General features: G+C 41.7%; 31 protein-coding genes. 16 read left to right on the top strand and 15 right to left on the bottom strand.

The annotated features are described in order from the left end of the window. The first annotated feature begins 1,180 nt into the window (after positions 1-1,180). The 4 genes from ndhL (at position 1,181) to ACEYW6_RS02765 (ending at position 3,557) form a co-directional block, all read left to right on the top strand. Positions 1,181-1,393 (top strand): NAD(P)H-quinone oxidoreductase subunit L, encoded by a 213-nt coding sequence (gene ndhL / locus ACEYW6_RS02780; protein ID WP_190727800.1) that lies wholly within the window; start codon positions 1,181-1,183, stop codon positions 1,391-1,393. A 24-nt stretch (positions 1,394-1,417) separates the two neighbouring features. Then, positions 1,418-1,729 carry a DUF3007 family protein gene (locus tag ACEYW6_RS02775; RefSeq protein ID WP_190891582.1) on the top strand — a complete coding sequence of 104 codons (312 nt, stop codon included), beginning with the start codon at positions 1,418-1,420 and terminating at the stop codon, positions 1,727-1,729. Between the two features lie 92 nt (positions 1,730-1,821). Beyond that, on the top strand, positions 1,822-2,649 hold the full coding sequence (gene trpA / locus ACEYW6_RS02770; protein ID WP_412978526.1) for a tryptophan synthase subunit alpha: 828 nt from the start codon (positions 1,822-1,824) through the stop codon (positions 2,647-2,649). A gap of 242 nt (positions 2,650-2,891) precedes the next feature. Continuing rightward, a complete protein-coding gene (locus tag ACEYW6_RS02765) occupies positions 2,892-3,557 on the top strand; it encodes a heterocyst differentiation related protein (protein WP_412978525.1) in 666 nt (221 codons plus the stop codon). A gap of 154 nt (positions 3,558-3,711) precedes the next feature. Here the strand turns inward: ACEYW6_RS02765 and ACEYW6_RS02760 are convergent, their stop codons facing one another. After that, positions 3,712-5,616 (bottom strand): protein kinase domain-containing protein, encoded by a 1,905-nt coding sequence (locus tag ACEYW6_RS02760; RefSeq protein ID WP_412978524.1) that lies wholly within the window; start codon positions 5,614-5,616, stop codon positions 3,712-3,714. 163 nt (positions 5,617-5,779) lie between these two features. Here ACEYW6_RS02760 and ACEYW6_RS02755 point away from each other — a divergent pair, with 163 nt between their 5' ends. Together ACEYW6_RS02755 and ACEYW6_RS02750 are read left to right on the top strand one after the other, a co-directional pair. Further along, positions 5,780-6,268, top strand: coding sequence for a hypothetical protein (locus ACEYW6_RS02755; protein WP_412978523.1), 489 nt, complete (start codon positions 5,780-5,782; stop codon positions 6,266-6,268). A gap of 132 nt (positions 6,269-6,400) precedes the next feature. Beyond that, positions 6,401-6,709: a hypothetical protein gene (locus ACEYW6_RS02750; protein ID WP_190891592.1), complete on the top strand. Its 309-nt coding sequence runs from the start codon at positions 6,401-6,403 to the stop codon at positions 6,707-6,709. Between the two features lie 167 nt (positions 6,710-6,876). Here ACEYW6_RS02750 and ACEYW6_RS02745 read toward each other — a convergent pair whose 3' ends face one another. Then, complete coding sequence (locus tag ACEYW6_RS02745) at positions 6,877-7,086, bottom strand: hypothetical protein (protein ID WP_190891594.1); 210 nt, start codon at positions 7,084-7,086, stop codon at positions 6,877-6,879. A gap of 448 nt (positions 7,087-7,534) precedes the next feature. Between ACEYW6_RS02745 and ACEYW6_RS02740 the strand changes: the two genes are divergently transcribed. Both ACEYW6_RS02740 and trxA read left to right on the top strand, forming a co-directional pair. Beyond that, entirely contained in the window at positions 7,535-7,846 is a 312-nt protein-coding gene (locus ACEYW6_RS02740) for a hypothetical protein (RefSeq protein ID WP_412978522.1), read from the top strand. A gap of 282 nt (positions 7,847-8,128) precedes the next feature. Beyond that, positions 8,129-8,467 carry a thioredoxin gene (trxA, locus tag ACEYW6_RS02735; protein WP_412978521.1) on the top strand — a complete coding sequence of 113 codons (339 nt, stop codon included), beginning with the start codon at positions 8,129-8,131 and terminating at the stop codon, positions 8,465-8,467. A gap of 193 nt (positions 8,468-8,660) precedes the next feature. Here the strand turns inward: trxA and ACEYW6_RS02730 are convergent, their stop codons facing one another. The 4 genes from ACEYW6_RS02730 to ACEYW6_RS02715 form a co-directional block, all read right to left on the bottom strand. Then, positions 8,661-9,185, bottom strand: a complete 525-nt coding sequence (locus tag ACEYW6_RS02730) for a dihydrofolate reductase family protein (RefSeq protein ID WP_412978520.1) — start codon at positions 9,183-9,185, stop codon at positions 8,661-8,663. Between the two features lie 140 nt (positions 9,186-9,325). Next, entirely contained in the window at positions 9,326-9,580 is a 255-nt protein-coding gene (locus ACEYW6_RS02725; protein ID WP_196513697.1) for a TIGR03643 family protein, read from the bottom strand. A gap of 39 nt (positions 9,581-9,619) precedes the next feature. Then, complete coding sequence (locus ACEYW6_RS02720) at positions 9,620-11,419, bottom strand: ABC transporter ATP-binding protein (RefSeq protein ID WP_412978519.1); 1,800 nt, start codon at positions 11,417-11,419, stop codon at positions 9,620-9,622. Further along, complete coding sequence (locus ACEYW6_RS02715) at positions 11,416-13,194, bottom strand: ABC transporter ATP-binding protein (RefSeq protein WP_412978518.1); 1,779 nt, start codon at positions 13,192-13,194, stop codon at positions 11,416-11,418. Before ACEYW6_RS02715 ends, ACEYW6_RS02720 begins: the two co-directional genes overlap by 4 nt. A 135-nt stretch (positions 13,195-13,329) precedes the next feature. On the opposite strand from ACEYW6_RS02715, the gene ACEYW6_RS02710 reads away from it, so the two are divergent. Then, positions 13,330-13,515, top strand: coding sequence for a hypothetical protein (locus ACEYW6_RS02710; protein WP_412978517.1), 186 nt, complete (start codon positions 13,330-13,332; stop codon positions 13,513-13,515). 22 nt (positions 13,516-13,537) lie between these two features. Continuing rightward, entirely contained in the window at positions 13,538-14,599 is a 1,062-nt protein-coding gene (locus tag ACEYW6_RS02705) for an L-histidine N(alpha)-methyltransferase (RefSeq protein WP_412978516.1), read from the top strand. Between the two features lie 576 nt (positions 14,600-15,175). On the opposite strand, the gene ACEYW6_RS02700 is transcribed toward ACEYW6_RS02705, so the two are convergent. Together ACEYW6_RS02700 and ACEYW6_RS02695 are read right to left on the bottom strand one after the other, a co-directional pair. After that, a complete protein-coding gene (locus tag ACEYW6_RS02700) occupies positions 15,176-15,388 on the bottom strand; it encodes a type II toxin-antitoxin system HicB family antitoxin (RefSeq protein WP_190891608.1) in 213 nt (70 codons plus the stop codon). Next, positions 15,372-15,638, bottom strand: a complete 267-nt coding sequence (locus tag ACEYW6_RS02695; protein ID WP_190891610.1) for a type II toxin-antitoxin system HicA family toxin — start codon at positions 15,636-15,638, stop codon at positions 15,372-15,374. Before ACEYW6_RS02695 ends, ACEYW6_RS02700 begins: the two co-directional genes overlap by 17 nt. A gap of 487 nt (positions 15,639-16,125) precedes the next feature. Between ACEYW6_RS02695 and ACEYW6_RS02690 the strand changes: the two genes are divergently transcribed. Both ACEYW6_RS02690 and ACEYW6_RS02685 read left to right on the top strand, forming a co-directional pair. Then, positions 16,126-16,896, top strand: a complete 771-nt coding sequence (locus ACEYW6_RS02690; protein ID WP_412978515.1) for a pentapeptide repeat-containing protein — start codon at positions 16,126-16,128, stop codon at positions 16,894-16,896. 71 nt (positions 16,897-16,967) lie between these two features. Continuing rightward, the gene (locus ACEYW6_RS02685) at positions 16,968-17,591 is read left to right on the top strand and encodes a TenA family protein (protein WP_412978514.1); all 624 of its coding nucleotides are present in this window, start codon (positions 16,968-16,970) and stop codon (positions 17,589-17,591) included. Between the two features lie 46 nt (positions 17,592-17,637). Here ACEYW6_RS02685 and ACEYW6_RS02680 read toward each other — a convergent pair whose 3' ends face one another. After that, positions 17,638-18,063: a hypothetical protein gene (locus ACEYW6_RS02680; protein WP_412978513.1), complete on the bottom strand. Its 426-nt coding sequence runs from the start codon at positions 18,061-18,063 to the stop codon at positions 17,638-17,640. Between the two features lie 155 nt (positions 18,064-18,218). Between ACEYW6_RS02680 and ACEYW6_RS02675 the strand changes: the two genes are divergently transcribed. The 4 genes from ACEYW6_RS02675 to ACEYW6_RS02660 all read left to right on the top strand — a co-directional run bounded on the left by ACEYW6_RS02675 (position 18,219) and on the right by ACEYW6_RS02660 (position 19,804). Continuing rightward, the gene (locus ACEYW6_RS02675; RefSeq protein WP_412978512.1) at positions 18,219-18,560 is read left to right on the top strand and encodes a hypothetical protein; all 342 of its coding nucleotides are present in this window, start codon (positions 18,219-18,221) and stop codon (positions 18,558-18,560) included. Between the two features lie 246 nt (positions 18,561-18,806). Then, on the top strand, positions 18,807-18,956 hold the full coding sequence (locus tag ACEYW6_RS02670; RefSeq protein WP_412978511.1) for a hypothetical protein: 150 nt from the start codon (positions 18,807-18,809) through the stop codon (positions 18,954-18,956). Positions 18,957-19,167: 211 nt separating this feature from the next. Continuing rightward, positions 19,168-19,383 (top strand): hypothetical protein, encoded by a 216-nt coding sequence (locus ACEYW6_RS02665; RefSeq protein WP_100899550.1) that lies wholly within the window; start codon positions 19,168-19,170, stop codon positions 19,381-19,383. Then, positions 19,376-19,804: an aspartyl protease family protein gene (locus tag ACEYW6_RS02660; RefSeq protein WP_412978510.1), complete on the top strand. Its 429-nt coding sequence runs from the start codon at positions 19,376-19,378 to the stop codon at positions 19,802-19,804. The genes ACEYW6_RS02665 and ACEYW6_RS02660 overlap by 8 nt, the downstream gene beginning before the upstream one ends. A 202-nt stretch (positions 19,805-20,006) precedes the next feature. Here the strand turns inward: ACEYW6_RS02660 and ACEYW6_RS02655 are convergent, their stop codons facing one another. The 6 genes from ACEYW6_RS02655 to ACEYW6_RS02630 form a co-directional block, all read right to left on the bottom strand. Then, positions 20,007-20,342 carry a type II toxin-antitoxin system HicB family antitoxin gene (locus ACEYW6_RS02655; RefSeq protein WP_199346326.1) on the bottom strand — a complete coding sequence of 112 codons (336 nt, stop codon included), beginning with the start codon at positions 20,340-20,342 and terminating at the stop codon, positions 20,007-20,009. Then, complete coding sequence (locus ACEYW6_RS02650; protein WP_334848410.1) at positions 20,342-20,602, bottom strand: type II toxin-antitoxin system HicA family toxin; 261 nt, start codon at positions 20,600-20,602, stop codon at positions 20,342-20,344. Before ACEYW6_RS02650 ends, ACEYW6_RS02655 begins: the two co-directional genes overlap by 1 nt. Before the next feature lie 304 nt (positions 20,603-20,906). Then, the gene (locus ACEYW6_RS02645; RefSeq protein WP_412978653.1) at positions 20,907-21,065 is read right to left on the bottom strand and encodes a hypothetical protein; all 159 of its coding nucleotides are present in this window, start codon (positions 21,063-21,065) and stop codon (positions 20,907-20,909) included. Positions 21,066-21,199: 134 nt separating this feature from the next. Then, on the bottom strand, positions 21,200-21,424 hold the full coding sequence (locus ACEYW6_RS02640; RefSeq protein ID WP_412978509.1) for an addiction module protein: 225 nt from the start codon (positions 21,422-21,424) through the stop codon (positions 21,200-21,202). Positions 21,425-21,586: 162 nt separating this feature from the next. Beyond that, the gene (locus tag ACEYW6_RS02635) at positions 21,587-22,162 is read right to left on the bottom strand and encodes a Uma2 family endonuclease (RefSeq protein ID WP_412978508.1); all 576 of its coding nucleotides are present in this window, start codon (positions 22,160-22,162) and stop codon (positions 21,587-21,589) included. A 204-nt stretch (positions 22,163-22,366) separates the two neighbouring features. Next, complete coding sequence (locus ACEYW6_RS02630; RefSeq protein WP_412978507.1) at positions 22,367-23,374, bottom strand: HEPN domain-containing protein; 1,008 nt, start codon at positions 23,372-23,374, stop codon at positions 22,367-22,369. Positions 23,375-23,430 lie beyond the last annotated feature (56 nt).

Here is a 23,430-nt window from a genome sequence, read left to right as displayed (position 1 = left end):
CGCAGTGAAATTACTTATAGCGGTTCTCGTTTACGTGAGGTACAGCCGTAGGCGCACGGCATACCCACACATGTCAACTTAAGCTAAAAGCCTTTTCAAATCTCGTTCAAATCTCGTTTCCAGCCTCTGGGCTGGAAATGCAACTTAAAAGCGGCTCTGCCGCCAGCAAGGGAGGCGGCAGCCCCAAGGACGGCATTCCCAGTCTCCGGCTGGGAACGAGACAATATCTAAAAGCTGCTTTTAGACTGGCTTTCACGTTAAGTTGACACCTAATGGGCATACCGTGCCCCTACACCTTGCGATATAATGTTGTACCGCATCTAAATTGGAACCGCTATAGTTTTAACAATCAGAGCCAATACAAAACTATATGGGCGAGTTGATTTACCATTAAATACAACCCGCCCATACGTTATATAGGAGCCTTTTGGCATTTTCAATTTTTAATGGGGGTGGAGGGACTTGAACCCACACGACCTATTACGGTCAACGGATTTTCATTCTCCCGCAGTTTTCACTGCTACCTGATGGCTTTAGCAAAACCAGGTTTTGAGAATTGGACTCTCCCTTTACCCTCGTCTTAACGTTAGGGTAGCTCCCGTCGGGTCTCTGCACCTTCCCTCAATTTTGGATTTTGGATTGAAGACTAATCACAAATCTAAAATCACAAATCTAAAATTTTTGGGCTTGGCTCAGGATTGCCATGTCTGTCGCCAGATTTAGGTTTCCCTGAGTTTGAGAGCTTCCACTTGAGGGATTTCTCCTTCAAGGCTCAGTTATCTAAGTCCGTAGCGTCTACCATTCCGCCACACCCCCGTAGGTTTTTTGCAACTAGTATAACTAGTTATTTTTTGGAGGCAGCAAATACCTCCTCATCTATTCCACCATCAATTGTGTCTTTTGTCCAACTAGATTGAAAATATTTTTTCCAGATTGTGGAATTGTTTTCCAGAGTTGCAAGTTTTCCTTGTTTCCTCGTGATCAATCTGAATGAGTTTTCGATCTTGTGTGACTAGAGCACTAGTTTGCTAGTGAGTTCATGATTATAGCATAATATCACCTTTTATCAGTCAATCTGGATATAGACGAGAAAGTTATGTTAAAAGCGTCATGCCTATACTTTCCTGAGTCTGGCTCTTCAGCCTATGATGGAAAACAGATGCTTAAGACTTGAAAGTTTATGATTGTCGCCCTGCTGTATCTGATTTTGGCTGGAGCTTACCTTCTGGTAATCCCGATTGCTGTCTTACTGTACCTGAAGCAGCGTTGGTATGTAGCTACCTCCATCGAGCGTACCTTTATGTACTTTTTGGTGTTCTTCTTCTTTCCGGGTTTATTGGTTCTATCGCCGTTTCTAAATTTTCGACCGCAACGGCGGCAAATTGAAGTTTAACTAGATTGGTAGGTCATAACTCTCATGCGACGGATTGACGCTATTGGAATTGGCTTAGGCGTTTTTATTGCTGGCGGCTTGGCATATGTAGGATTGCAGCTAGTTGGTTTGGATAATCAGCAAGCTGGTATATGGAGCCAAGTCTTACTAATCAGTGGGTTAGTTGGCTGGTTAGCCACCTACTTTTTCCGCGCGGTGGGACAAAAAATGACCTACCACCAACAGCGGGAACAGTATGAGCAAGACTTTCTGCAAAAGCGGTTAGATGAGCTTACTCCCGAAGAACTAGCACGAATTCAAGCCCAAATAGAACAAGAAGAGCAATCTCAGGTGTAAAGTTATCATTGGTCAGTTGTCGTTTGTCCTGTGTTTGTTACAAATGACCAACGACTAATGACCAATGACCAATGACTAATGACTAATGACTAATGACTGCGATTTCTGATTGCTTTGAAACCCTTGGGCACAATGGTGAGTGCGCTCTAATTCCCTTTATTACTGCTGGCGATCCAGATTTAGAAACAACAGCAAAAGCCTTACAGGTTCTAGATCGTAGTGGAGCCGACATTATAGAACTGGGCATACCCTACTCCGATCCTCTGGCTGATGGCCCAGTAATTCAAGCTGCTGCTACCCGCGCCTTGCAAAGAGGTACGAAATTAGAGCAGGTGCTGGAAATGTTGCAAGGGATTACTCCCAAATTGCGATCGCCGATTATTTTATTTACCTACTACAACCCAATTTTGCACCGGGGGATTGAAAAATTTCTTCAGCAAATTGCTGCTGCTGGGGTTGCAGGATTGGTAATACCTGATTTGCCCTTAGAGGAAGCAGCAGGATTGCTCCAAGCAGCTAGTGAGATGGGAATTGATGTAATCTTGTTGATCGCTCCCACCAGTTCTGCTGAACGGATCGAAGCGATCGCTCATTCTTCTCAAGGATTTATTTATTTAGTCAGCGTCACAGGGGTTACAGGGGTGCGATCGCAACTGGAAAACCGCGTGTCCGATTTACTCAAACAAATTCGTGGTGTTACTGAGAAACCCATCGGTGTAGGCTTTGGCATCTCCGAAGCGGCACAAGCCCGTCAGGTAAAGGAATGGGGCGCAGATGCTGCGATCGTGGGCAGTGCTTTTGTGAAACGGTTAGCAGAAGGTACCCCAGAGCAGGGACTAAATGCGATCGCTGAATTTTGCCAAAGTCTCAAGGCTGCCATCAAGACCAACAACAGCAGCACAAATACTCCTCTTGATTAGAGGGGTAAAGTAGATTAAAAAAGTATAACAGTGTAGTTTTTCTATCCTTGCTTGGTAGACAATTTGACCTTTATAGTCTTGAATATTAACATCAGATATCAAGATGTAAAAAAACTAGCTGATATAGTCGCTTATAGTTTGAGTATTATGTGAAATCAAGTAGGCATAATTTATGAGTGTGAGTGTGAGAGTGAGTCAGTCACAAATGATTATAGTTACGTCGCAATTGAGGAGCACAGGCGATGAGTGAGAGTATGGCGTTTATCGGCGGGGTTGCCGTAGCTGGGCTGGCGGCTCTCGTATTGCTCAAAGGAACAAATACCCCTTTACAGCCTAACTTTGCTGTTGCTCCGCAAATGCCAGGGACTGTAGTAGCGCCGGGAATGCAGCCACAAATGTATCCCTATGGCCCTTATGGGCAACCAATGTATCCCAATCCTAATCAGCCGGCAGTTGCTCCCAATACTGACCAGCGTCTGGAAATGGAGAAGCTGAACACGCAGATGCAGTTGGAGCGTTTAAAAAACGACAATGAACAGCTGAAGTTGCAAAATCAACAACTCCAAGGCCAAGTTCAAAATTTCAATACTCAGCAGCAGTGGCAACAAGCCCAGCAGTATAACCAACAAAAATCAGCAGCACTCCAGCCGCAAAATCCTTCTTGGTGGTCTTCACCCATGCTTTGGGCTGTGGGAGGCGCAACTCTTACTATTGGTGGTGGTGTTGTAGTCGCTGGTGTATTGGCTTTATTCTCACCACGGCAGCGTCCAGCGCGTACTGTACAAGTGATTCACCCCTACCAAGGAAATACGCCGCCCTTGGTTCCAGTCCGTCGTGCTGAGTTTTTGCCTGCTTCGCGGATGGAAGCAAGACGAGTTGAAGCCCAAGAGTACGACGAAATGCACTAATAGGGAAAATCAAACCACAGATAAAAACCTATTTAAAATCTTGTTTCCAGGTTATACCTGGAAATTTTTTGTTGGACTGCTGCTGTGAATTTAAGAAGCGGCAGTCCTCATTGTAGGCATTACCAGCTCTAGCTGGTAACGAGGTAAGCAGTGTTTAAAAGCCACTTTCTGGAGTTTCTGTAGCATTAGGACTCTCTGTAGTAGCAGGTTGGTTAGTATTAGGAAGTTCTTCTTGGGTAGCCTTTTGATTACCTTGATTTTCTGGTTTAGGTAGTGCCTGTTTTGCCAGATTTTCGGCTGCTTGTTTAAATAATGGTTCTATTTTGTTTCGCCAGTATTTAGTATTAGGCAATTTTTCTGGATGGTTTCTATAATCTAAAACTTTATCCCATTTACCATCATCTATTGCTTTATTGATCTCATTAGATAACGCCTCTGCCTTAGCCCAATCTTCCTGCCACTGGGCAATCATTTTGCCTGTCTCTTGAATACCAGAAGCAGCATTTGCTGGAATCGATCTTAAAAGTGCGATCGCTCCAACTATATCTCCTGATTCATACTTCTGTCTTGCTTGTTCTATAATATTGGCACTGTTATCACTAGGCTGCGATCGTTCTGTTTTCCCAGCGTCGGAAGTTGAACCATTTGGCTTTTCTGGTAATGGAGTTACTACATCCCTAGATTTTGGTTTTGCCTTGGGAGTTGGTCGAGTAGCAATCAGGGTACTATCATTTACTGTCTTAATTGCAATACCTTTTTCGCGCAGGCAAGAAGCCCATTCTCCATTATTGGTTATTACATCCGAGTGCGCCCAAGCCAAACGCCCAGAGTTAAGTTTAACTTCTATCCAACCCCGTTTTGTCCGTTTACCAGTCACCTCAAATTTAGTATTATCACCAACTGTTCGCACAATATTATCAGAATTTATCGAACTAGGTTCAGAACGAATATTAGAATTTCCGACGACAACAGCCGAGCATTTATTTGCTAAGGCAGTATCGTTACCTGTAAGATTAAAAGCTAAATTTTTCACATTTGGATATATATTTGCTACCAAGGCAGCTGCACCACCCGCCAATAAGATGCCAATTAATATCGGCCATGGGTCGGATTTACTAGAGTCTTTACGCGCAGGTTTAGCGGGGACAGGATTTGCTGGTGCAACTGCAACAGTTTGCAGCCGAGATACTTGAGGTCGGGATTTGGCAGATTCTTGAGGCGTGGAAAATGCTGGTACAGGATTAATCGCGTCTTTACATGCTTGCAGTGCTTCCGTGGCATTTTGGTAGCGGTCTTTGAAGTGATAACGTACCATCTTGGACAACACTGCTGCCAGTCGATAGTTCACGGTTACTGATTGCTGCCAGATGATTTCGCCCGTGTCCGGGTCTTCTTGCAATTCTGTTGGCGATAATCCTGTTAATGCTTGAATGGCGATGATGCCGAGGGAATAGATATCACTGTTGGGGCGGGGTTTACCTTGCCCTTGTTCTGTAGGCATGTAGCCAGGAGTGCCAATAACTACTGTGGCAGAGGGTTGTGCGCCCACTGTTACCAGTTGTGTACGTAACTGCTTTACTGCCCCAAAGTCTACTAAAACCAACTTATTATCTGAGGCGCGACGGATGATATTATCCGGTTTGATGTCGCGGTGAATCACGCCTTGGCGGTGGACAAATTCGAGAATTTCCAGAACTTCCTGTAACAGTTGAATTACTTGCCTTTCACTCCAGCGCTTACCAGGTATAAGTTCCTCAGCTAGGGTATGTCCTTCAATATATTCTTGTACTAAATAAAATTCTTGGTTTTCGTCAAAGTACGCTAGCAGCCTGGGTATTTGGTCATGGTTGCCCAATTTTTCTAAAGTTTCGGCTTCGCTGTTGAACAGGCGTTTAGCAGTATCAAAAACTCTGGGGTCAGTTCCGGGTTTAAGGTGCTTGACAACGCAAATGGGATTACCGGGCCGCCTAGTATCTTGGGCAATGTAGGTTTGACCAAATCCTCCCATTGCGAGGACTCGAATTACTTGGTAACGATGGTCTAGTAGCTTGCCTATCATGTTCACTCCCCAGAGTTATTACCTAATTTTCCAGCTGGTAATAAATATCTCCAAATTTTCTTCAATGAAATCCGCTATCTTGAGAAAAGATTTAGATTAAAAACGCAGCTTTTTAATAAACGCAGACTGTTTATTTTTCTTTTAGTGCCCCTGTTTACTACCAATGCCACCTAAAATAACAAACTCAGTTGCATGGCAGCAGGCTGAAATCCTCATGCAACCTGCTTTCATTCGCGTTATCGACAATATCCGCAAGTCCCTTGATGAATCTTCCTGGACGGGAACTTACCACGATGTCCTGATTTGGCCGCCTAGCACCACTGATGAAATCAAAGCATTGGTGACTGAGTTGTTGCAAGGAATGGAAACTGCAACACCCCAAGAAGCAGATGAAATCAGAGAAACTCTTGCTCGTTTGCCAATGCCCCATCCAGGATATCATCTACGTTTGCAGCGTCAACAGCAAGAAGCTAGTATCGATTTATGGGAATTGTGTTATCAAGTGTGTTTTATTGAATACACCCCAGAGAAGGAAGTTGCTGTTATTGATACTAGTTTAATTGATGAAGTGGGTGAAGTGGATTGGCTGCATTTGGATGCTAAGGCAAAGGAGTTAGTTGAGCAGGCGTTTGCTAGTTTACCAGAGAGTTGAAGCCCTGAGAATAGAATTATGGGGCTACACAAACTAAACCCACCTGAAGGACAAGAAATTTAAGCTGAAGCAACTCTTTAGTTAGCTTCTACGAAAAAGTAACAGATAAATCGAGGAATAGATGTATCAATCATGTTAAACCTGATATTCAGCGGTTGTATCAAAATAAAACCCTTGGTGGTTTCAACAGCCTTTTTCCTGGCTGTACAGACTGCTGTCAATGCCGAACAACCCCTTCCTAGTTTGACTCCAGCACAAGCTCAACATTTATCCCGTGACTTAATTCCATATAATTCTCAAGACTTTTTTAGGCAAGGCAAAAGTTCGATTGAGAGAGAAATTCAAATTCTTAGGCAAAGGCAAGTGCGCCCAATTAAACCTGTTCTTAAGATTGATTCAGTACCGCAGAAAAAAAGACCATATACCCAACAGAAACCCTAACATCTTACTCTAAGTAAGAATCACCATACTTTTATGACACCTTAGATCGCTAATTCTTGAGCTATAGCACCTAAGCTACACTCTCAGGCATCAGAACCACTATACTCTGGTTCCTATAAACAGAGTTTTTGTGCTTTCAATAAACTTTGCAACACAAATTTACAATCTTAATCGTCTAGCAAACTCATCAACGCTTGGATTTCAACGTCTTGCGGCTCTGATAATTGAGACTGTAACTTTAATAATTCTTTCTGTAATGCTTCCGCTACATGAAGCATGTTAGATTCTTGTGCAATTTTTAGCTGATTTTCTTTAATTTTGATTTGTTTAAGCAAGTTGTTTTCAACATGATTTGAATTGTAATGTTGAGCAATCATAGCTTTATATTTATTATCAATCTATGGAATGCAATTAAATTTACTACCTATGTAGTATTCCACACTTTTAGCATTTTTTAAATATCTGATGATTTAATCTTCATTTAGGGTAATTTTTAGATAATATACATAGGGTTTAAGAATGATTACCGCAAAAACTTAGACTCAAAGCGGTAAAGTACCTAAAGGGAGAGGCTAGCGCCTTCGCAAAGCGTCTCATAGATAAGGGAATTTTCCCCATGAGCGATCGCTGTTAGTGTAGCTTTAGGGAATCAGATGCTCCTGCGTCGCTATCGAACGTCACCCGGAGGGCTTTCCGCAGGCTACCACTGAGACATAGAGAACACGGTGAAATAAAAGTTTGAGTTTTTGCGTAAGTCCTCACACATTAACTTGTCTGTTACTTCACGAGCCTTGTAGATATTTTAAACAATTTTTTGTGGATAGTATGAACTTAAAGTCAATAAAAAAAGACATTTTTACCTTTGTAAAAATTATATCTACAGTGCTTATAACAAGTGCAATTGGATTGGAATCGTGGAATATTTATGCAGTAATAAATAATACTTATTTACCAAGCAGCCTGAATCCCATTTTTTGGATTGAGCGTTTTGCTATGGCAAGCCATTTTATCGAAGGCATCATAGCAGCTTTTTATGCACCTTCAAGAAAAAAGATACCAATAAAGTATGCTACTTATACTTTTTTTGTAGGCACAATTGGGTTATTAGAACTATTTGAGCGAGAGAATGATTATTGAAGTTTCCACGCCTTGAAGGTATGAGATTTTTTGATTAGGTAGCTTGGTAGGGTGCTTAACGCACCTTGCGTAACTGGGATAACACGAAAGACTGATGACTGATGAAGGTTGACGGTTAACAGTCATCAGTCAACAGTTAACGGCGACGAGGCGGCTATCCCGGCCACCCCAAAAAGCAAGTGGGCTTCCCGCCGCCTTGGTGAATCTGACAGCCAGAAAGGGGTATAGTTTGTATAGTTAGCTTTTTGCTGAAATTTTGGTTTGACACCAAGGGATTAAAAAATGTCTACAGAGACTCAACTAGTTGCTTACGTTCAAGAAAGTGAATTTGATACTGTTTTAACTGAAAGTGAAGAGAAAGTCGTTGTTGTCGATTTTACTGCTACTTGGTGTGGGCCTTGCCGCTTGGTCAGTCCGTTAATGGATCAACTTGCCGAGGAATACAAAGGTCGCGCCAAAGTTGTTAAGGTAGATGTTGACAGCAACAAGCCAATTTTCAAGAAATTTGGTCTTCGCAGTATTCCAGCAGTTTTAATTTTCAAAGATGGTAATTTAGAAGAAACTATCGTCGGTGTTTCTCCTTATGAAGACTTCAGCAACGCTGTTCTGAAGCTTCTTTAGCTAATTCGTAATTCGTAATTCGTAATTCGTAATTCGTAATTAAAAAGGGTTTGATATCAAGCCCGGCTAATCATCTATCATTAAAATTTTCTGGAGTCAATCATAATGATAAGTGTTCAACTGAACATGATATGATTCCCCTGGCTCAATGATGGCAGTCGCGTTATTATGAATTATGAATTTTTTAACCCTTCTATTTTCGCCTATAGTGTGCTTGGAGTAAGCCACTGGAATATTGTTTTGAGTTAATCAGCTCTAACTTTTGTTCAGGGCTAGACGGTGGGAAAAGTTGTATACCGCTACCTAAGATAATTGGAATAGTTGAAATAATATATTCGTCAATCAAGCTGTGCTGAAGAAACGAATTGATTAATGCTCCGCCACCAACGAGCCAGATGTTTGCAAAACCTTGAGCCTCTATATTTGCTAAGACCTGCTTCACTGTGTCAGAAACAAACACAACGTCCTCGCGGTCAGATTGGAGATGGCGTTGGGTGAAAACGAAGGATTTCTTCTCCGGATAAGGCCATTGATCAAAACTAAGCCCTACTTCATATGTCTTGCTGCCCAAGACGATAGCATCAATCGATTCGTAGAAAGCAGTGTAACCGTAGTCTTCCCCTTCTATGTCAAAGATTGATAGCCAATCAATTCCTCCATCGCTGCGAGCAATGTAGCCATCCAAACTAGCTGCAATGTAGAGTGTAACTTTCGTCATGATGTTGCTGAATGTGGTAGTTTTCACTCAATTGGTACAAGCGATGCCTGCGGCAATGGAAAGCGCGATCGCAGGCTTATTCCTTCTAGAGCATTTTAGCTTCTAATAGTTCTGAACCATATTTTGATTGAAAACATCAATCACGTTTTTTGATTCTGCGATTTAAAGCGACCTGCAATAAATTCTCGCTTAGATAAATGCTTTGTACTGCGTTTGGTAACTCGCTCTCGCCACATCTGGAAACTAGATTCTTTCATTTCGCGCCTCATTAAGGCAATTACCTGTTTTTCCAGCAACCCAAACTGAGCCTCAATGGCATCAAAAGATGTTCTATCTTCCCACGCCATTTCAATGATGCGATCGACGGTTTGTGAATCGAGGTTAGGTAGCTTCATTCCTTTTCTGGCAATTGATAAATTAGAGCTATATATATTTTACTTTCCGTTTTGAAGAACCATTGTGTCTGCTGCACCCAGTTGCAGGGCATAAAGGTTCGCATATACACCTTGCTGATTGATCAGTTCGGCGTGAGTACCCTGCTCGACAATTTCTCCCTGCTGAATTACTAATACCTGATCTGCCTGAGTAACTGTACTGAGACGGTGGGCAATTACGAAGCTGGTACGACCTTGCAGCAAACGAGCGATCGCAGTTTGTACTAGCGCTTCTGTACGCGTGTCAATGCTGCTGGTGGCTTCATCGAGAATTAGAATTCGGGGGTTAATCAACACCGCACGGGCAATACTGATTAGTTGTCGCTGTCCCTGGCTCAAGGGCGCTCCTCGTTCACCCAATTGAGTTGTATAACCTTGTGGCAGTGAGGTAATGAACTCATGCACATTTGCCAACTGTGCAGCCTCTTCGATATCAGCTTGGGTAGCATGGGCAGCGCCAAAGGCTATGTTTTCGGCGACGGTGCCAGTGAACAGAATATTGTCTTGCAGGACGATGCCAATTTGTCGTCGCAGACTTGCTTGAGTAACGCTACGCACATCAATATCATCAATTTTCACTGCACCGCCAGATACATCATAAAAGCGCAAAATTAAGTTAATAATTGTACTTTTTCCAGAACCGGTCGGCCCTACTAATGCAACCATCTGCCCTGGATAGGCGTGCAAATTCACTCCTTTGAGAACCAATTGATCTGGGTTGTAGCCAAACTTAACATTCTCAAATGTCACCTCGCCCTGAATGGGCGGCATTTCTGTCGCATCGGGTGCGTCTTGGAGTTGTGATGGTTCATCTAGCAATAGAAAGATTCGCTCTAATCCGGCAAAGGCAGATTGAGCTTGGGTGTAAAACTGGCTGAGAATTTGAATCGGGCGGAAGAACTGCTGTACGTAAAGTAAAAAGGATGTCACCACACCCACTGTTGCAGCTCCGGTGACCGCAAGATAGCCACCATAGGCCAGCACGCCTGCTGTTGCGAGTGTGTTGAGAAAATCGATGGAGGGCAAAAAGGCAGAAGTAATTGCCACAGCCTCGACGTTGGCATCACGATTGGCAGCGTTGAGAGTGTCAAATTCTTCAATATTCATCTGTACACGATTAAATGCCTGTGCTTCTCGGACGCTGCCAATATCTTCTTCTAACTTGGCGGAAAGCTCCCCAATGGTTTGTCGGGTGACACGAAATCTGGCTCTTGCCCAACGTGCAAACAAGCTTGTGGTAAAAATCATCAGTGGTACAACCAGATTGCTCAACAAACCGAGTTGCAGGTTGATTGAGAGCATCGCAATGATGATGCCGATCAAACTGAAAGTGTTGCCCAGCATTTGCGCGATCGTCAGACCAAATGCCTGATTTACAGTATTGACATCATTCAGCAGGCGGCTCATTAAATCGCCCGCTTCGCTGCGATCAAAAAAGCTGAGGGGCAAACTTTGGATTTTAATGAAAATATCTTGTCTCAGTTGAGCCAGCAATCGCTGCATAATCCAGCCGACTCGAATAATTTGACCCCGGATTGCTAAAACGCCAAGTCCGTAGTTTAGTGCTAGTAACCCTAATAACAGTAGCAGTCCTTGCAAATTTCCTTGTGCAATCAGACGATCAATCGACCAACCGAGGAAAAATGGCCCAATTGCCTGGGTGACAGCACCAATAAATACTAATGTCAGGGCGATGGGAATTTCTTTGCGATAGAGTCGCAGATATTGCAAAAAGCGTCGCAGGGTGGAAATTTGCTGACTCGCCTGCTCAGATGCAACAATGGGAACTGTGCTTCTCATTTTTTCTCCTTCGGCTTTACTTGAGATTCCAAAATCACACCGTAGAGCGGGCTGGTTTGCATCAATTCCTCGTGGGTGCCTTGTGCCACCAATCGTCCTTTATCCATGAGAAAAATGCGATCGGCATTCTTTACAGTGCTAATGCGTTGAGCTACTACAAAAGTTGTACAAGCTTTTTGGCGCATTAAGCCATCTAGTTCGGCTTGAATCTGGGCAGCTGTTTGGGCATCTACAGCCGAGGTACTATCGTCCAAAATTAGAATACTGTAATCGGTCAGTAGGGTACGAGCGATCGCAATTCGTTGTTTTTGCCCACCAGATAAGCCCACACCCCGTTCACCTACAATCGTCTCGTAGCCATTGGGTAAACCGATAATAAAATCGTGCATTTGGGCAGTTTTTGCAACCTGAATCACCTCATCTAGAGTTGCATCGGGTTTGGCGTAGGCAATATTTTCGCGGATTGTGCCAGAGAAGAGGGTGGTTTCCTGAAATACAATACCAATCCGCGATCTGAGGCTTTTGAGGGTGAAACCTTTGACATCTCGTCCGTCAATGCGAACTGCTCCCCCTGTGACATCGTAAAAGCGGGCAAGCAAGTTCATAATTGTGCTTTTCCCGGAACCAGTCATCCCTAAAACGGCGATTAGCTCTTTAGGCTTTGTTTCAAAGGAAACTTCTTTGAGAGTTTCGGTGCTGGCTCCTGGATAGCGAAAGGAAACATTTTCAAAGGTGATTCTACCAACACAGGTGTCAAATGGGACAGCACCAGGGCAATCACGAATTTCTACCTCCGCATCTACAACTTCGTAGACACGTTCGGCGGAAGCAGCTGATTGAGCGATCGCGGGTGCAGCAAATCCAATCAACAAAATTGGTTGGAGAATCAAGGCTAGGTAGGAGTTAAACGCCACCAGTTCGCCAATGGAGAACCGATTTCCAATCACTTGCGCTCCCCCGTAGCCGAAAACTGCCAGTGTTACCAAGTTACTCACCAAAAAGATAAACGGGAAGGTATTATGGATGGCGCTAATGGTCTTCATGTTTGCCCTGACTAGACCATCATTTAGGGTCGTGTAACGCGACCTTTCGGTTGATTCCCGTACAAACGCTTTCACCACCCGTATTCCTAGTAAGTTCTCTTGCAATACAGCATTAAGGTCGCTTAGTTGCTCTTGTACTTGCCGAAAAAGTTTGTTATTCCGAGTGACGAATTGTGCCATCAACCATGCAGCGATAGGCACTGATGTTAGGGTAATCAGTGCTAGTTCCCAGTTCATCACCAGCAAAATTACCGAAATACTCACCAATGTTACAAGTGAACCAATGACCTGAATTAAGCTAGTGCCAACAAAGGTACGGATCTGCTCAATATCGCTGGTGACACGGGTTAACAGTTGGGAAGTCTGCGCTTGGTCATGATAACTGAAACTGAGATTTTGAATTTTGCTGAAAATTTTGTTTCGCAAGTCATAGGCTACACCCTGAGACACTGCTTCTGCTAGATAGCTTTGTCCAAAGTTAAATACACCACGAGCGATCGCGGCGAGTACCATCCAGGCGGCGCTGTATAGCACAATTTGTAAGTTTTGTTTGATGATGCCCTGATCAATTCCCCACCGAAATAGTTGTGGGGTAACTGCGTTTGCGATCGTCAACAACAACAGGCTGACTAATGCTCCCAGCGAAGTCCATCGGTAAGTGCTTAAACTCTTAAGCACGCGCTGGATTGACTGTATCGACGAAGTTTCCTGGAGTTCTGGTTGCTGAACCACTGGAATTTACCCCTGTATCTTTGGAAAATTATCTCGCACTTTGATTGTAAAAAACCAATTGGCCAGTTGAGAGTGCTCCATATCTCTGTTAAGCTCATCCCACACCTAAAAGGGGATGGAATTTCACGTTGACTGATGACTGTTAACCGTCAACCGTCAACCGTCATCAGTCAACAGTTAACGGCGGCGGGGCGGCTATCCCGGACACCCCAAAAAGCAAGTAGGCTTCCTGCCGTCTTGGTGAAAACTCCGAATTTTGGGACAACGGTATGGGAAAATACCTATTTGGCAAGCATTGCGGCTAATCCATTTAAATATTGAAGAAAACCAAAGAACAAGAATAATGGCTCCAAATTTTCATAGCAATTCCCAACTTCCCTCGGATATGTCAACTGCTATCAATTGCACAGCAAAGCCAAGTTCTGAGTTCTACTCTATTTTTTCTGAAGAAGAAGTTTTAGGGATAATCCATGCATTAGAAGTTAGGCGAGAAATCCCTCTAAAGTATTCTTATAAAGGTAGAGGTGCAAAAATCTGGGACGATTTTTATCTAAAATACATTATTCCTACATGGTATCGAACATCGAATGTAGAAATTGACCTTTTAAAGGACAACTTTAAATACTTGAATGACAATATTCAAAGTGGTAAAAAAGTAAATATTGTAGACGTTGGTGCAGGAAATTCATATCCTGTGAAAAATTTTATTCAAAAACTTAATAAATTGGGAAAGGTTAATAAATATCTTGCTTTAGATATTAGCGAGGAATTGCTTCATTTATCTAGAAATAATTTTACAAAATGGTTTCCTCTTGTCGAGTTCATCAGTTCCACAATTGATATAGAAAATAGTTGTGTACCCAAAGAATTATTTCAAAATGAAACTAGTATTGAAATTGACGACACAGCAAAAATCTTTTTTCACTTAGGTGTTACCATCGGTAATCATCAAAATAGAGATGAGGTACTAAAAAACTTTAGAGATAGCATGGGAAAAAATGACTTTTTGGTGTTCACCAATGAAACTGGTTCTAACTCTAAATGGGATGGAAACGTCAGAGGTGGCTGCAAGTATCACGTAGAAGAAATATATGGATGGGTTAAAAGCAAGATTGGGATTAAGTCTGAAGATTGTGAATTGGTAAGAAAGTATGATTTAAAAACAGATAGTATAGTTGCTAATATGAAACTTCTTCATAATTACACTATAAACTTCAGTCGGATGGGGATAGATAAGAAGATTGAAATCTCTGAAGGTGAAGAAATTACTATTTGGCGACATCATAAGTATGAAATCCCTAAACTTTTGCAAGAACTAGAACGTTCTGGACTGCAACTTCTTCACTATAGTACTGATAAATACAAATCACATATTATGGTGATTTGTAAGGTTGCCAGTAACTAACCTTTTTAATTAGACTTCCTCTGTCATCTGCAAATCAGTAAACCTAAAGCACATTGGTTATAACTCAATACGGTTCAATTAAGCGCTACTGGTATAAAATTTTGGGTTTTCGAGACGCGATAAATCGCCGTCTCTACAATTTTTTTTGGTCTTATCTGAACTGTATTGGGTTATAACTTATACCGTTTCTTGGTGAAGCTGGATATATTTACCTTCCGGCTACGGTGTACACACAAGTCTTTTAACATTGCCCCACAAGCTTTTGATCCACCCAACCCCCCGATAAATTGGGGGGCAAAAGCCCTTCAAAGTCCCCCTTAAAAAGGGGGATTTAGGGGGATCTTCAATGATTTTGATTTTATACAAAGATGTGTGTACACCGTAGCCGATGCCTTGGAGGGACTACAGGGGGTCTTTTTATGTGCGTCTTCATACAGAATTGGTATTACATACAATGATGGCAGCCAATAGAATTTTCTAGGTCTTTTAGCGAAAACTTTTCTCGTCCGAATCTCAAATGGTGTCAAATATTTCTGATGATGCTTAAAAATCAGTTTGACTGAGCTTGTGTATCAATTAAATGTACATCAAACGCGGTCTAGGCTGAGGAATTGAACGCCCTAAATCCTTAGCCGTTTCTATCCATTCCTGCATAACTAATTCTACATTATGCAGGGCTTCTTGATAAGTATCACCGTCAGCAGCGCAGCCGGGTAATTCTGGTACTTCAGCAATAAAGGCTTGATCTAATTCACTCCAGTAGAGAATAATTTCATAGCGAAACATCATTTTTACTTCCTAGCTTATACTTGAGAATTACTGCACGAATTTGTTTAATTTGATAGCTTTTGGCTTTTCCCTTCTTATGTTGCAGATTCAATATTTCCTCAACATCGGCTTTGATAAAAATACGATGATCGCCACGAATCCGTTCATCAAAGCCTAGTGTATATAAGAGTTGCCACAGTTGGGCGAAAGGGATGTCTGTATCAGAAGTCCCAGAGAGGATCTTTTCTAAGAGTTTGTCTTGCTGACTCACGTTTTTATGGCTGTCTTAATGCTTCTATAGTCTCATATTTATTTAAAATCAGGGTATACAGGAGCAAAAAGAGAGATGTGTTACTGAGTCAAAGCATCAAACGTAGACGCATAGCGGCTTGTCGTTAGACATCGCTTCTTTGTAAAATCAAAAAATGCATCTGTGTATATTTGACTTAAAGCACAGCTGTGCGCCCCTACGAGAATATATGTTCATCTGTGGTTAATGATTTTTTCTGTACCTTATCTGTGCGGTAACTGCTATATGTCTAATTATCAAAAAGTACTATAGCAAGGCTAAAGCCTGACTCCTGAGGAACAAAAAATTAGAAGATAGTAAACTTGCACAACCAATGAGTGTTTACTCAAATTTACAAGTGATATAGGCAACTACAGAGGGCAAACTGTTTAGATTGCTCATATCATAGGCTGAGGTATAAATCCATCTCAGTTAACGTTGAATATTGAGTAATAAATATTACACGAATATGAAGAACCAAATTTTAGCCATAGCTGCCTTTTTAACCACGATTAGTTTGACAACAAGCGTACAAGCAGCAAATTCTGAACATGTTAGACAGTTATTGGCTACCAAACAATGTCAAAACTGTGATTTGACTAGTGCAGGTTTAGTGATGGCTGACTTATCTGGAGCCAATTTGAGCGGTGCTAATCTCACAGGTGCTAACCTCAGCCGGGCAAACTTGAGCGGCGCAGATTTGCGGGGTGCAAACTTGAGTGGTGCTAGTTTATTTGGTGTTAACCTGAGCCAAGCTAAATTTAGTGGGGCAAATTTGGCGGGTGCTGATTTGAGAAATGCCTATTTAGCAAATGCAGAACTGGCTGGTGCTTACTTGAATGGGACTAACTTCCAAGGTGCAGTTGGTATACCATCACAGATTGCTTCACCAGAAGAATTTTATACTTTGGGTGTAGCAGAAGCACAAAAAGGCAACCAACAGCAAGCAATTAATTATTTTAATCAAGCGATCGCTATTAAACCAGAATATGCGGGTGCTTATTTAGCTCGTGGTGTTGCTCGTTACCAAGTATTAGATAGACAAGGTGCATTCCAAGATGCCCAAGTTGCTGAAAAATTGTTTACATCCCAAAACAACAGCCTTGGAACGCAAACAGCCCAAGCTTTTATTAAAGAACTGCAAACGCCCGTAAATGAAAAGGTAAGTACTGGTAGCCCCAGTTTTGTTGACTTTTTAGGAAGTCTAGGCTCAGTATTGCTCCAGTTCTTCCCTTTTTAAGAGTTTCCTTTTTGAGGGAGAGAGTTGAAAGAACAAAGGGATAATAGCAGATGACAAATGACAAATAACAAATGACTTTATCTCAGGAATTATGGGCTGCAAATCAAGACTTAGCCCAAGCTTGCCTAGAGCATCCTTTCGTTCAAGGCATTGGCGATGGTACTCTTGAGCAGGTGAAATTTGCTTACTACGTAGGGCAAGATGCTTTTTTCTTAGAAGCTTTTGCCCGTGCGTACAGCATCGCCGCAGCTAAAGCACCAGACTGGTTAGGTTTCACCACATTTCATAACTTAGCTAGTGGAGTTTTAGAAGAACTACGGTTACATAGTGGCTATGCTTCCCAGTGGGGAGTCAATTTGCATTCCGTGGAACCAGGAGCCGCCACCCGCCGCTATACTGACTTTTTGTTAGCAACTGCTTGGGGTGGAGATGTGGGTTTAACTGCTGCGGCGATGTCTCCCTGTATGCGTTTGTATGCCTTTTTGGGAGAACAGTTAGCTGGTAACGGCATTCCTAATCATCAATATGCAGACTGGATTCGTACTTATAGCAGCACAGACTTTCAACCACTAACACAACAATTAGAAAGTTTGGTTGACAATTATGCCGCTACTAATTCTGTTGTGTATTCAACCTACCGTTATGCTATGTTTTGCGAGCGTGACTTTTTTCAGGCTTCGTGGATTTTGGAGTAGCACAGCTAGCTGTGCTACCTTACGAACTTAAAGAATTAAAATAAACTTAGACATTACTCAAGCTGCCTTTGCCGTTAGTTGCAGTTTGGGTAGGTTTTATAGTTGGAACCGCAACAACTGAAGGAGCTTGTGAAATAGATTTTTTACTTGCACTCCGCTTTCTAATTGAGCCGCCTGCCTTTGAATACTCCATGCTATTTCTGCCGTAGATAGTAGCAACTCCAGTAAGCATCCTTTCAGACAGTTCCGAGAGTGCGTTGTCCATCTGAGTTATGGTCTTACGAGATTCATCAAGATTGGACAGAAGCGTATTATGAGCTTCTAGCATGGCACGGGTGTTATCGATAAGGCGGGTGTAAGCTTCAATGCTTAGTCCGTGCCCTAAATCCAGATTCTCGTTAATGGATTTAAGCAGGGCAAGACGGCGTTGAGCTTTGTCTACAGCAGCAGAACCGCGAGTTCTTAGAGACATGGGAGATATTTCTGGAATAGTTCTATTTCAACATACTGGGATGTCTTTCTACGTGATAAGAGTAGTTTTGTGGATTTAATTACAACGCAATAATTGGGAGTTAATCTGTGTTTATACCCATCTGTATATTGTTTCAGGGTAAACACAATTAGCAAATGCGATCGCCAAACAAGCAAATGCGATCGCTAAACAAGCAAATGCGATCGCTAAACAAGCAAATGCGATCGCTAAACAAGCAAATGCGATCGCCAAACAAGCAAATGCGATCGCCAAACAAGCAAATGCGATCGCCAAACAAGCAAATGCGATCGCCAAACAAGCAAATGCGATCGCCAAACAAGCAAATGCGATCGCCAAACAAGCAAATGCTGTCGCCGAATAAGCAAATGCGATCGCCGAATAAGCAAATGCGATCGCTCAACAAGCAAATGCGATCGCCAAACAAGCAAATGCGATCGCCTTGGCTAGTCAACGATGGCAATCTCCTGAATCAATAGTCAGTGAAGCTGTTAGGCTATATCTCGAAACCCAATTGCTAGAAACAGTGAAGTGAAGTACACCCGTAGGGGCACGGCACTGCCGTGCCCCTACACCTCGTGATGTAATGTTGTACTGCATCTGAATGGGAACCGCTATAATGCTGTGTCTGACCCATTAATTGGCTTATTTGCAGGAACACCTGATTTGGCTACAAACTCAGAAGATATTCTCCAACAAGAGATTACTGAAAAATCTGGTTGGACGTGGAAAAAACCTTAGCAGTAGCTGATACGGGTTTTGTTGTAGCATTGTTGAACCGTTCAGATGCAATGCACAGCGTTGTTTCAACATTATATATACAACAAAAACAAATTTTGTTACCACAAACAGTATTAGCAGAATTAGATTATTAAGAGTGTGCGATCGCAATGGTTATTCTGATAAACAAGCAGATATCAAGCCTGTCTACGTTTATTTATAAAATTAAAGATTATTAGCTGCTTGAATTGTCTCACCTGTAAGTCGCAGACGTGATTATTCTAGTTGTAGCTTGGGGTAAACGCAGTTAAACCCAACGAATAAACTATGATCAAGAAGCAGACTTGATTTACTAGAGTGCTTTGCATGGTTTCAGCAGAATTAATCTCCACTTTGCGAGAACTTAGTCGAGCAGATAAGTTTTATATTATGCAGGTTTTAATCTCAGAGTTAGCCCAACAGGAAACCGAGCTGATTAAGCCCGATCAGTCCTATCCTGTGTGGTCGCCTTATGATGCAGTTGAAGCAGCAGATACTATGTTAAAAGTGCTAGAAGCTGCTAAAACTCAAGACCATGCGTAACGCACAACGGTATTCCTTTATCCCGATTGATGTTGCATTGGGCGAAGCCAGTTTCCGCCCCTATCTACCCCTTACTTTGATCTACCAGCAAAGTTCTGCGATCGCATCCGGTTTGTTGGATACTGGAGCAAGCGTAAATGTGCTTCCTTATTCGGTAGGAGTTGAGCTTGGGTATGTGTGGGAACAGCAGACAACTCTATTGAGTTTGACAGGTAATTTAGCTCAATACGAGGCGCGTGTCGTGGTTCTTCAAGCAGTAGTTGGGCAATTTGAAGCTGTACAACTTGTATTTGCATGGACACAGGCTACAAACGTACCTTTGATTTTGGGGCAAGTTAACTTCTTTATGGAGTTTGATGTTTGTTTCTACCGTTCACATTTACAGTTTGAGATCAGCCCTAAATCGTTAGCCTCAGAGTAGTGGACGGAAACCTTTGTGGGGGTCATTCTAAAGAGCGATCGCCTTACAGAAAACTTCAGAAATAAAGCGATCGTCTGTTGTGTATGTTGCGTAGGCGTAGCCCGTCGTAGACATCGCACTTCGTATTTTAAACTTAAATATTTCCATAAAAATGCCGAAGGTAAATGCACTTTAGCGAAAAAAATATTTAGAATGATTGGCTCTAAGTGTTGATTACTTTATCCGCAGCACCAGTTAAGATTTCATCCATCCAAGCATTTATGCTTTTACCAGCCTTTTTAGCAGCAATAAATATTTTGCGGTGGTGTTCTGGAGTTGTGCGGAATGGAAGTTTACCAGAGAATGGTTTATCAGGCTCCTCTCCTAGTTCTTCACAGAAAGCAAGATAATCATCAACAGAAATTTGAAATTCTTGACGCGCTTCGTCTACAGTTTTTGCCTTAAAGGTAATTACGTCATTAATATCTAGGACTTGGCCAAAAAGTATTCCAGCTTCTACATCTACTTCTATACTAGCTGTGTATCCTTTATAAGTCATCATATTTCAATTCCTGCCTTAATTAAAAATTCTCTAACAGATTTGACTGCTCCTTTATCTGTCTCATTTTGAGGATGCGGTTCGTGAAAAACAGCTTTCAAATCATTTAATTTCACACGAACCCGCGAACCTCTACCTTGAGTAATATCAGCACCGAGAGCTATAAATAAACTTTCAATATCTTTCCAAAGAATATTAGATGGTACAGGATTTGTAAAAATTAACTCTAAAATCTGACGTTGTTTGTTATTGAGATCCATTTAACTAATACAATTGCAGCCATCTTACAGTTAAGTTGAATATAACCACAGATATAATGATATCATATTATGATATCGTTGAAAATATAGAAGCGTAGGCGTAGCTGGGGTATAGTACATCTGCAAAATTTCCCAAAGTGCGATCGCCTATTGCAAAAGAGTGAGCGATCGCCTTCCAGAAAACCTCAAAAACTAAGCGATCGCCTGTTGTGGAAGAGTAAGTGCGATCGCCTTTCAGAAAATCTCAGAAACAAAGCGTATACGCATAGCAGCTTGTCGCTAGACATCGCTCGTAATTATAGTGTTAGGTTCGCGTCTGCCACGATTTTGGATCTCTGCGACCATGAAAAATTGCTGTTACTATTACTCGACTCGACACAATCCGATAGTACACAGCATAGGGAAATCGTCGCACTACTGCTCGTCGAATATCAGCGTAGACAATTACATAGGATTCTGGCATCTGAGAAATTCGATTCACCGTTTCGTCTACACAGTCTAAAAACTCGTCACCCAGACCGGGTTTCTAGCTCTCGTACCAACTGTGCGCCTCATTGAGTTCTTCTCGAACCTCTGGGCGAAATACCAGGAAATAATTCATTGCTGTCCCTTAATTGATGCTTTGATTTCCTCCCAAGTCAGCACATTATCTGGATTTGAATCGTAGTCAGCAGTTCGACGATCAAGCTCTCGCTTTTGTGCATCGGTTAAATCAGGATAAACTTGCTCTGCTGCGATGCTATCCCAAATTGCTTGTACAATACGGATTCTATCTTCAATACTGAGAGTTGCGATTTCGTTCAAAGTAGCTGTGATATCCATATTGATTAACTTGGAGTGAGGAAGCAACTGGTACACCTTAAATATAGCGGACAAGATTTTGTCTATCAAATCAAACGCTGCATTTGCTTTGATGCCCAACAGTGCGATCGCCTTGCAGAAAACCTCAACAATAAAGCGATCGCACTTCGTATGTTAATCATTTCACCAGATATCTTCAAAATCAAGCACAAACCCAGGCAGTATATCTTCTGCTGATAAACTAGCAGGAGATTGCAGCACTTCAACATCTTTACCAGAGCGGTAAATTTCTACTTGCCGAGTTTCTAAATCAATTAACCAACCTAATCTAGCACCATTGTGTCGGTACTCTTGCATTTTATTTTGTAGCCTTTTTAAACAATCAGTATCAGAACGCAATTCCACTACAAAATCAGGACATACAGGTGGAAATCTCTCTTTTTGCTCCTGTGTGAGAGAATGCCATCTGTCACGTCTTAACCAAGATGCGTCAGGAGAACGAACTGCCCCATTTGGAAAAATAAACCCAACCGAAGAGCCAAAAGCTATACCTAGTGACTCATCACGATTCCAGACTCCAAGTTGAGCAGTTAAATTAGCATTGCGGTTGCTGGTTAAACCTCCGACTAGAGGCATTAGTAGCAATGTGCCATCAGCATTACGTTCAAATCTAATTAATTCATTTATCTGACATAACTGGAAGAATTGCTCATCTGTTATTTGAAGAACAGGAGCAAAGTTGATAGTTAACGCATCCATAGAAAAATTTCAACTTGAATATTCCCATAAAATTTAATATAGAAGCGATCACTGATTCCATGATGGCATTGCAGGTGATCGCCTTGTAGAAAACCTCAAAAACAAGGCGATCGCTTGTTGTGGAAGAGTGGAGGGTTAGCGTAGCTTACTGGAGGCTTTCAACCGTCCACTACAACTAAATTGTTAGGCCGCCTATTCTGTATTTTAGAAATTAAAACCATTTATATGGTTGTTTTCAATTATATTGTTGTTTCCAAATTGCTTATCAATATAGTCTACGAGCTTTCGAGCCTCCGCCACTAATTCTTCTATATTCTTCTGAGTAAGTGTTATTTCTTCTCCGTCCTTTGACTTCCCGTTACGATGCACAAAATCATGTCTCTTCTTAATTGCTTTAAAAAGCTCCTTCAAATCTTCTGGAAATTCTATATCAAAAGTGTCTTTGTACATTGGTTTAACCTTTTCCAGGTTATGCCACACTTGTGATGAAAGATATTTCTTAACTTCATCATCAATCTTATCAACCTTAACAAATAACTCATTTAAAGAGAATTTATATTTTGCAAATTCTGGATTCGACTCAACAAATTTTCTAATCAGTACACGATCCTTTAGAACGGTATTAATAAAAGCATCTGATAAAAAAGTCTCTAAAGCGGTAATCGCATTGATATAGAGCAATCTAAACAAATATTGCTGTACCTCATCCTTATCAAGTGTTATCATTTGATGTAAAGGTTCTAATTTGTTGGCAGTTACTTCAGCGTGAAGTAAAGCTTCAATTTTTTCTAAATCTTTTTGAAAAGTTTTATGAAAATCAGTATTAGATAGAATTATTGAAGAATAGTATTCATCATAATCATTAGGCGGGTAGAAGTCAGCTTCTAGTATTTCGTACTCAGATATCTCCCAATTTGCGTCTTCTTTAACGGCTTTGCCGTGGATCTCTGCTAAAATCGAGGTTCCTAGAATTGATGTTTCCTCATCTGGCGTAGCATCTAAATAAATATCAGCAGAAAAACTGATTTTTTTAGGTTCTATAAACCAAGCCTCAGCAATTTCGTAGGTATCAAGTCCCCAACCTATTGAACCGCTATTAGATATTAAACCTGTTATTGTATCATCATTCATTAACTCTGAAGCCACATCAGAACCAGTATTTGCAAGCAATTCATCAATAATTTCTATTGCTAGTGGGTCTAAATTTGTCATTAATCTTGTTTTTTTATTTAGTTAGCAAATCGCTTCAATATTTAAAATAAACGCCT

It is taken from the genome of Nostoc sp. UIC 10607 (assembly GCF_047228265.1).
Taxonomy (GTDB): domain Bacteria; phylum Cyanobacteriota; class Cyanobacteriia; order Cyanobacteriales; family Nostocaceae; genus Nostoc; species Nostoc foliaceum_A.
Note: the sequence above shows the minus strand (reverse complement) of the source record. Positions and strands in the feature narration are given on the sequence as shown.

What these genes read in the sequence shown, in the direction of transcription:
- trxA (WP_412978521.1), top strand. Translation starts at nt 8,129, where the DNA reads ATGTCTACAGAGACTCAACTAGTTGCTTACGTTCAAGAAAGTGAATTT.
- ACEYW6_RS02740 (WP_412978522.1), top strand. Translation starts at nt 7,535, where the DNA reads ATGAACTTAAAGTCAATAAAAAAAGACATTTTTACCTTTGTAAAAATT.
- ACEYW6_RS02765 (WP_412978525.1), top strand. Translation starts at nt 2,892, where the DNA reads ATGAGTGAGAGTATGGCGTTTATCGGCGGGGTTGCCGTAGCTGGGCTG.
- ACEYW6_RS02775 (WP_190891582.1), top strand. Translation starts at nt 1,418, where the DNA reads ATGCGACGGATTGACGCTATTGGAATTGGCTTAGGCGTTTTTATTGCT.
- ACEYW6_RS02690 (WP_412978515.1), top strand. Translation starts at nt 16,126, where the DNA reads ATGAAGAACCAAATTTTAGCCATAGCTGCCTTTTTAACCACGATTAGT.
- ACEYW6_RS02675 (WP_412978512.1), top strand. Translation starts at nt 18,219, where the DNA reads ATGCGATCGCCAAACAAGCAAATGCGATCGCTAAACAAGCAAATGCGA.
- ACEYW6_RS02685 (WP_412978514.1), top strand. Translation starts at nt 16,968, where the DNA reads ATGACTTTATCTCAGGAATTATGGGCTGCAAATCAAGACTTAGCCCAA.
- ACEYW6_RS02710 (WP_412978517.1), top strand. Translation starts at nt 13,330, where the DNA reads ATGACTGTTAACCGTCAACCGTCAACCGTCATCAGTCAACAGTTAACG.
- ndhL (WP_190727800.1), top strand. Translation starts at nt 1,181, where the DNA reads ATGATTGTCGCCCTGCTGTATCTGATTTTGGCTGGAGCTTACCTTCTG.
- ACEYW6_RS02655 (WP_199346326.1), bottom strand. Translation starts at nt 20,342, where the DNA reads ATGACTTATAAAGGATACACAGCTAGTATAGAAGTAGATGTAGAAGCT.
- ACEYW6_RS02640 (WP_412978509.1), bottom strand. Translation starts at nt 21,424, where the DNA reads ATGGATATCACAGCTACTTTGAACGAAATCGCAACTCTCAGTATTGAA.
- ACEYW6_RS02720 (WP_412978519.1), bottom strand. Translation starts at nt 11,419, where the DNA reads ATGAGAAGCACAGTTCCCATTGTTGCATCTGAGCAGGCGAGTCAGCAA.
- ACEYW6_RS02755 (WP_412978523.1), top strand. Translation starts at nt 5,780, where the DNA reads ATGCCACCTAAAATAACAAACTCAGTTGCATGGCAGCAGGCTGAAATC.
- ACEYW6_RS02745 (WP_190891594.1), bottom strand. Translation starts at nt 7,086, where the DNA reads ATGATTGCTCAACATTACAATTCAAATCATGTTGAAAACAACTTGCTT.
- ACEYW6_RS02650 (WP_334848410.1), bottom strand. Translation starts at nt 20,602, where the DNA reads ATGGATCTCAATAACAAACAACGTCAGATTTTAGAGTTAATTTTTACA.
- ACEYW6_RS02665 (WP_100899550.1), top strand. Translation starts at nt 19,168, where the DNA reads ATGGTTTCAGCAGAATTAATCTCCACTTTGCGAGAACTTAGTCGAGCA.
- ACEYW6_RS02725 (WP_196513697.1), bottom strand. Translation starts at nt 9,580, where the DNA reads ATGAAGCTACCTAACCTCGATTCACAAACCGTCGATCGCATCATTGAA.
- ACEYW6_RS02760 (WP_412978524.1), bottom strand. Translation starts at nt 5,616, where the DNA reads ATGATAGGCAAGCTACTAGACCATCGTTACCAAGTAATTCGAGTCCTC.
- trpA (WP_412978526.1), top strand. Translation starts at nt 1,822, where the DNA reads ATGACTGCGATTTCTGATTGCTTTGAAACCCTTGGGCACAATGGTGAG.
- ACEYW6_RS02730 (WP_412978520.1), bottom strand. Translation starts at nt 9,185, where the DNA reads ATGACGAAAGTTACACTCTACATTGCAGCTAGTTTGGATGGCTACATT.
- ACEYW6_RS02630 (WP_412978507.1), bottom strand. Translation starts at nt 23,374, where the DNA reads ATGACAAATTTAGACCCACTAGCAATAGAAATTATTGATGAATTGCTT.
- ACEYW6_RS02750 (WP_190891592.1), top strand. Translation starts at nt 6,401, where the DNA reads ATGTTAAACCTGATATTCAGCGGTTGTATCAAAATAAAACCCTTGGTG.
- ACEYW6_RS02705 (WP_412978516.1), top strand. Translation starts at nt 13,538, where the DNA reads ATGGCTCCAAATTTTCATAGCAATTCCCAACTTCCCTCGGATATGTCA.
- ACEYW6_RS02700 (WP_190891608.1), bottom strand. Translation starts at nt 15,388, where the DNA reads ATGATGTTTCGCTATGAAATTATTCTCTACTGGAGTGAATTAGATCAA.
- ACEYW6_RS02660 (WP_412978510.1), top strand. Translation starts at nt 19,376, where the DNA reads ATGCGTAACGCACAACGGTATTCCTTTATCCCGATTGATGTTGCATTG.
- ACEYW6_RS02680 (WP_412978513.1), bottom strand. Translation starts at nt 18,063, where the DNA reads ATGTCTCTAAGAACTCGCGGTTCTGCTGCTGTAGACAAAGCTCAACGC.
- ACEYW6_RS02645 (WP_412978653.1), bottom strand. Translation starts at nt 21,065, where the DNA reads ATGCCAGAATCCTATGTAATTGTCTACGCTGATATTCGACGAGCAGTA.
- ACEYW6_RS02635 (WP_412978508.1), bottom strand. Translation starts at nt 22,162, where the DNA reads ATGGATGCGTTAACTATCAACTTTGCTCCTGTTCTTCAAATAACAGAT.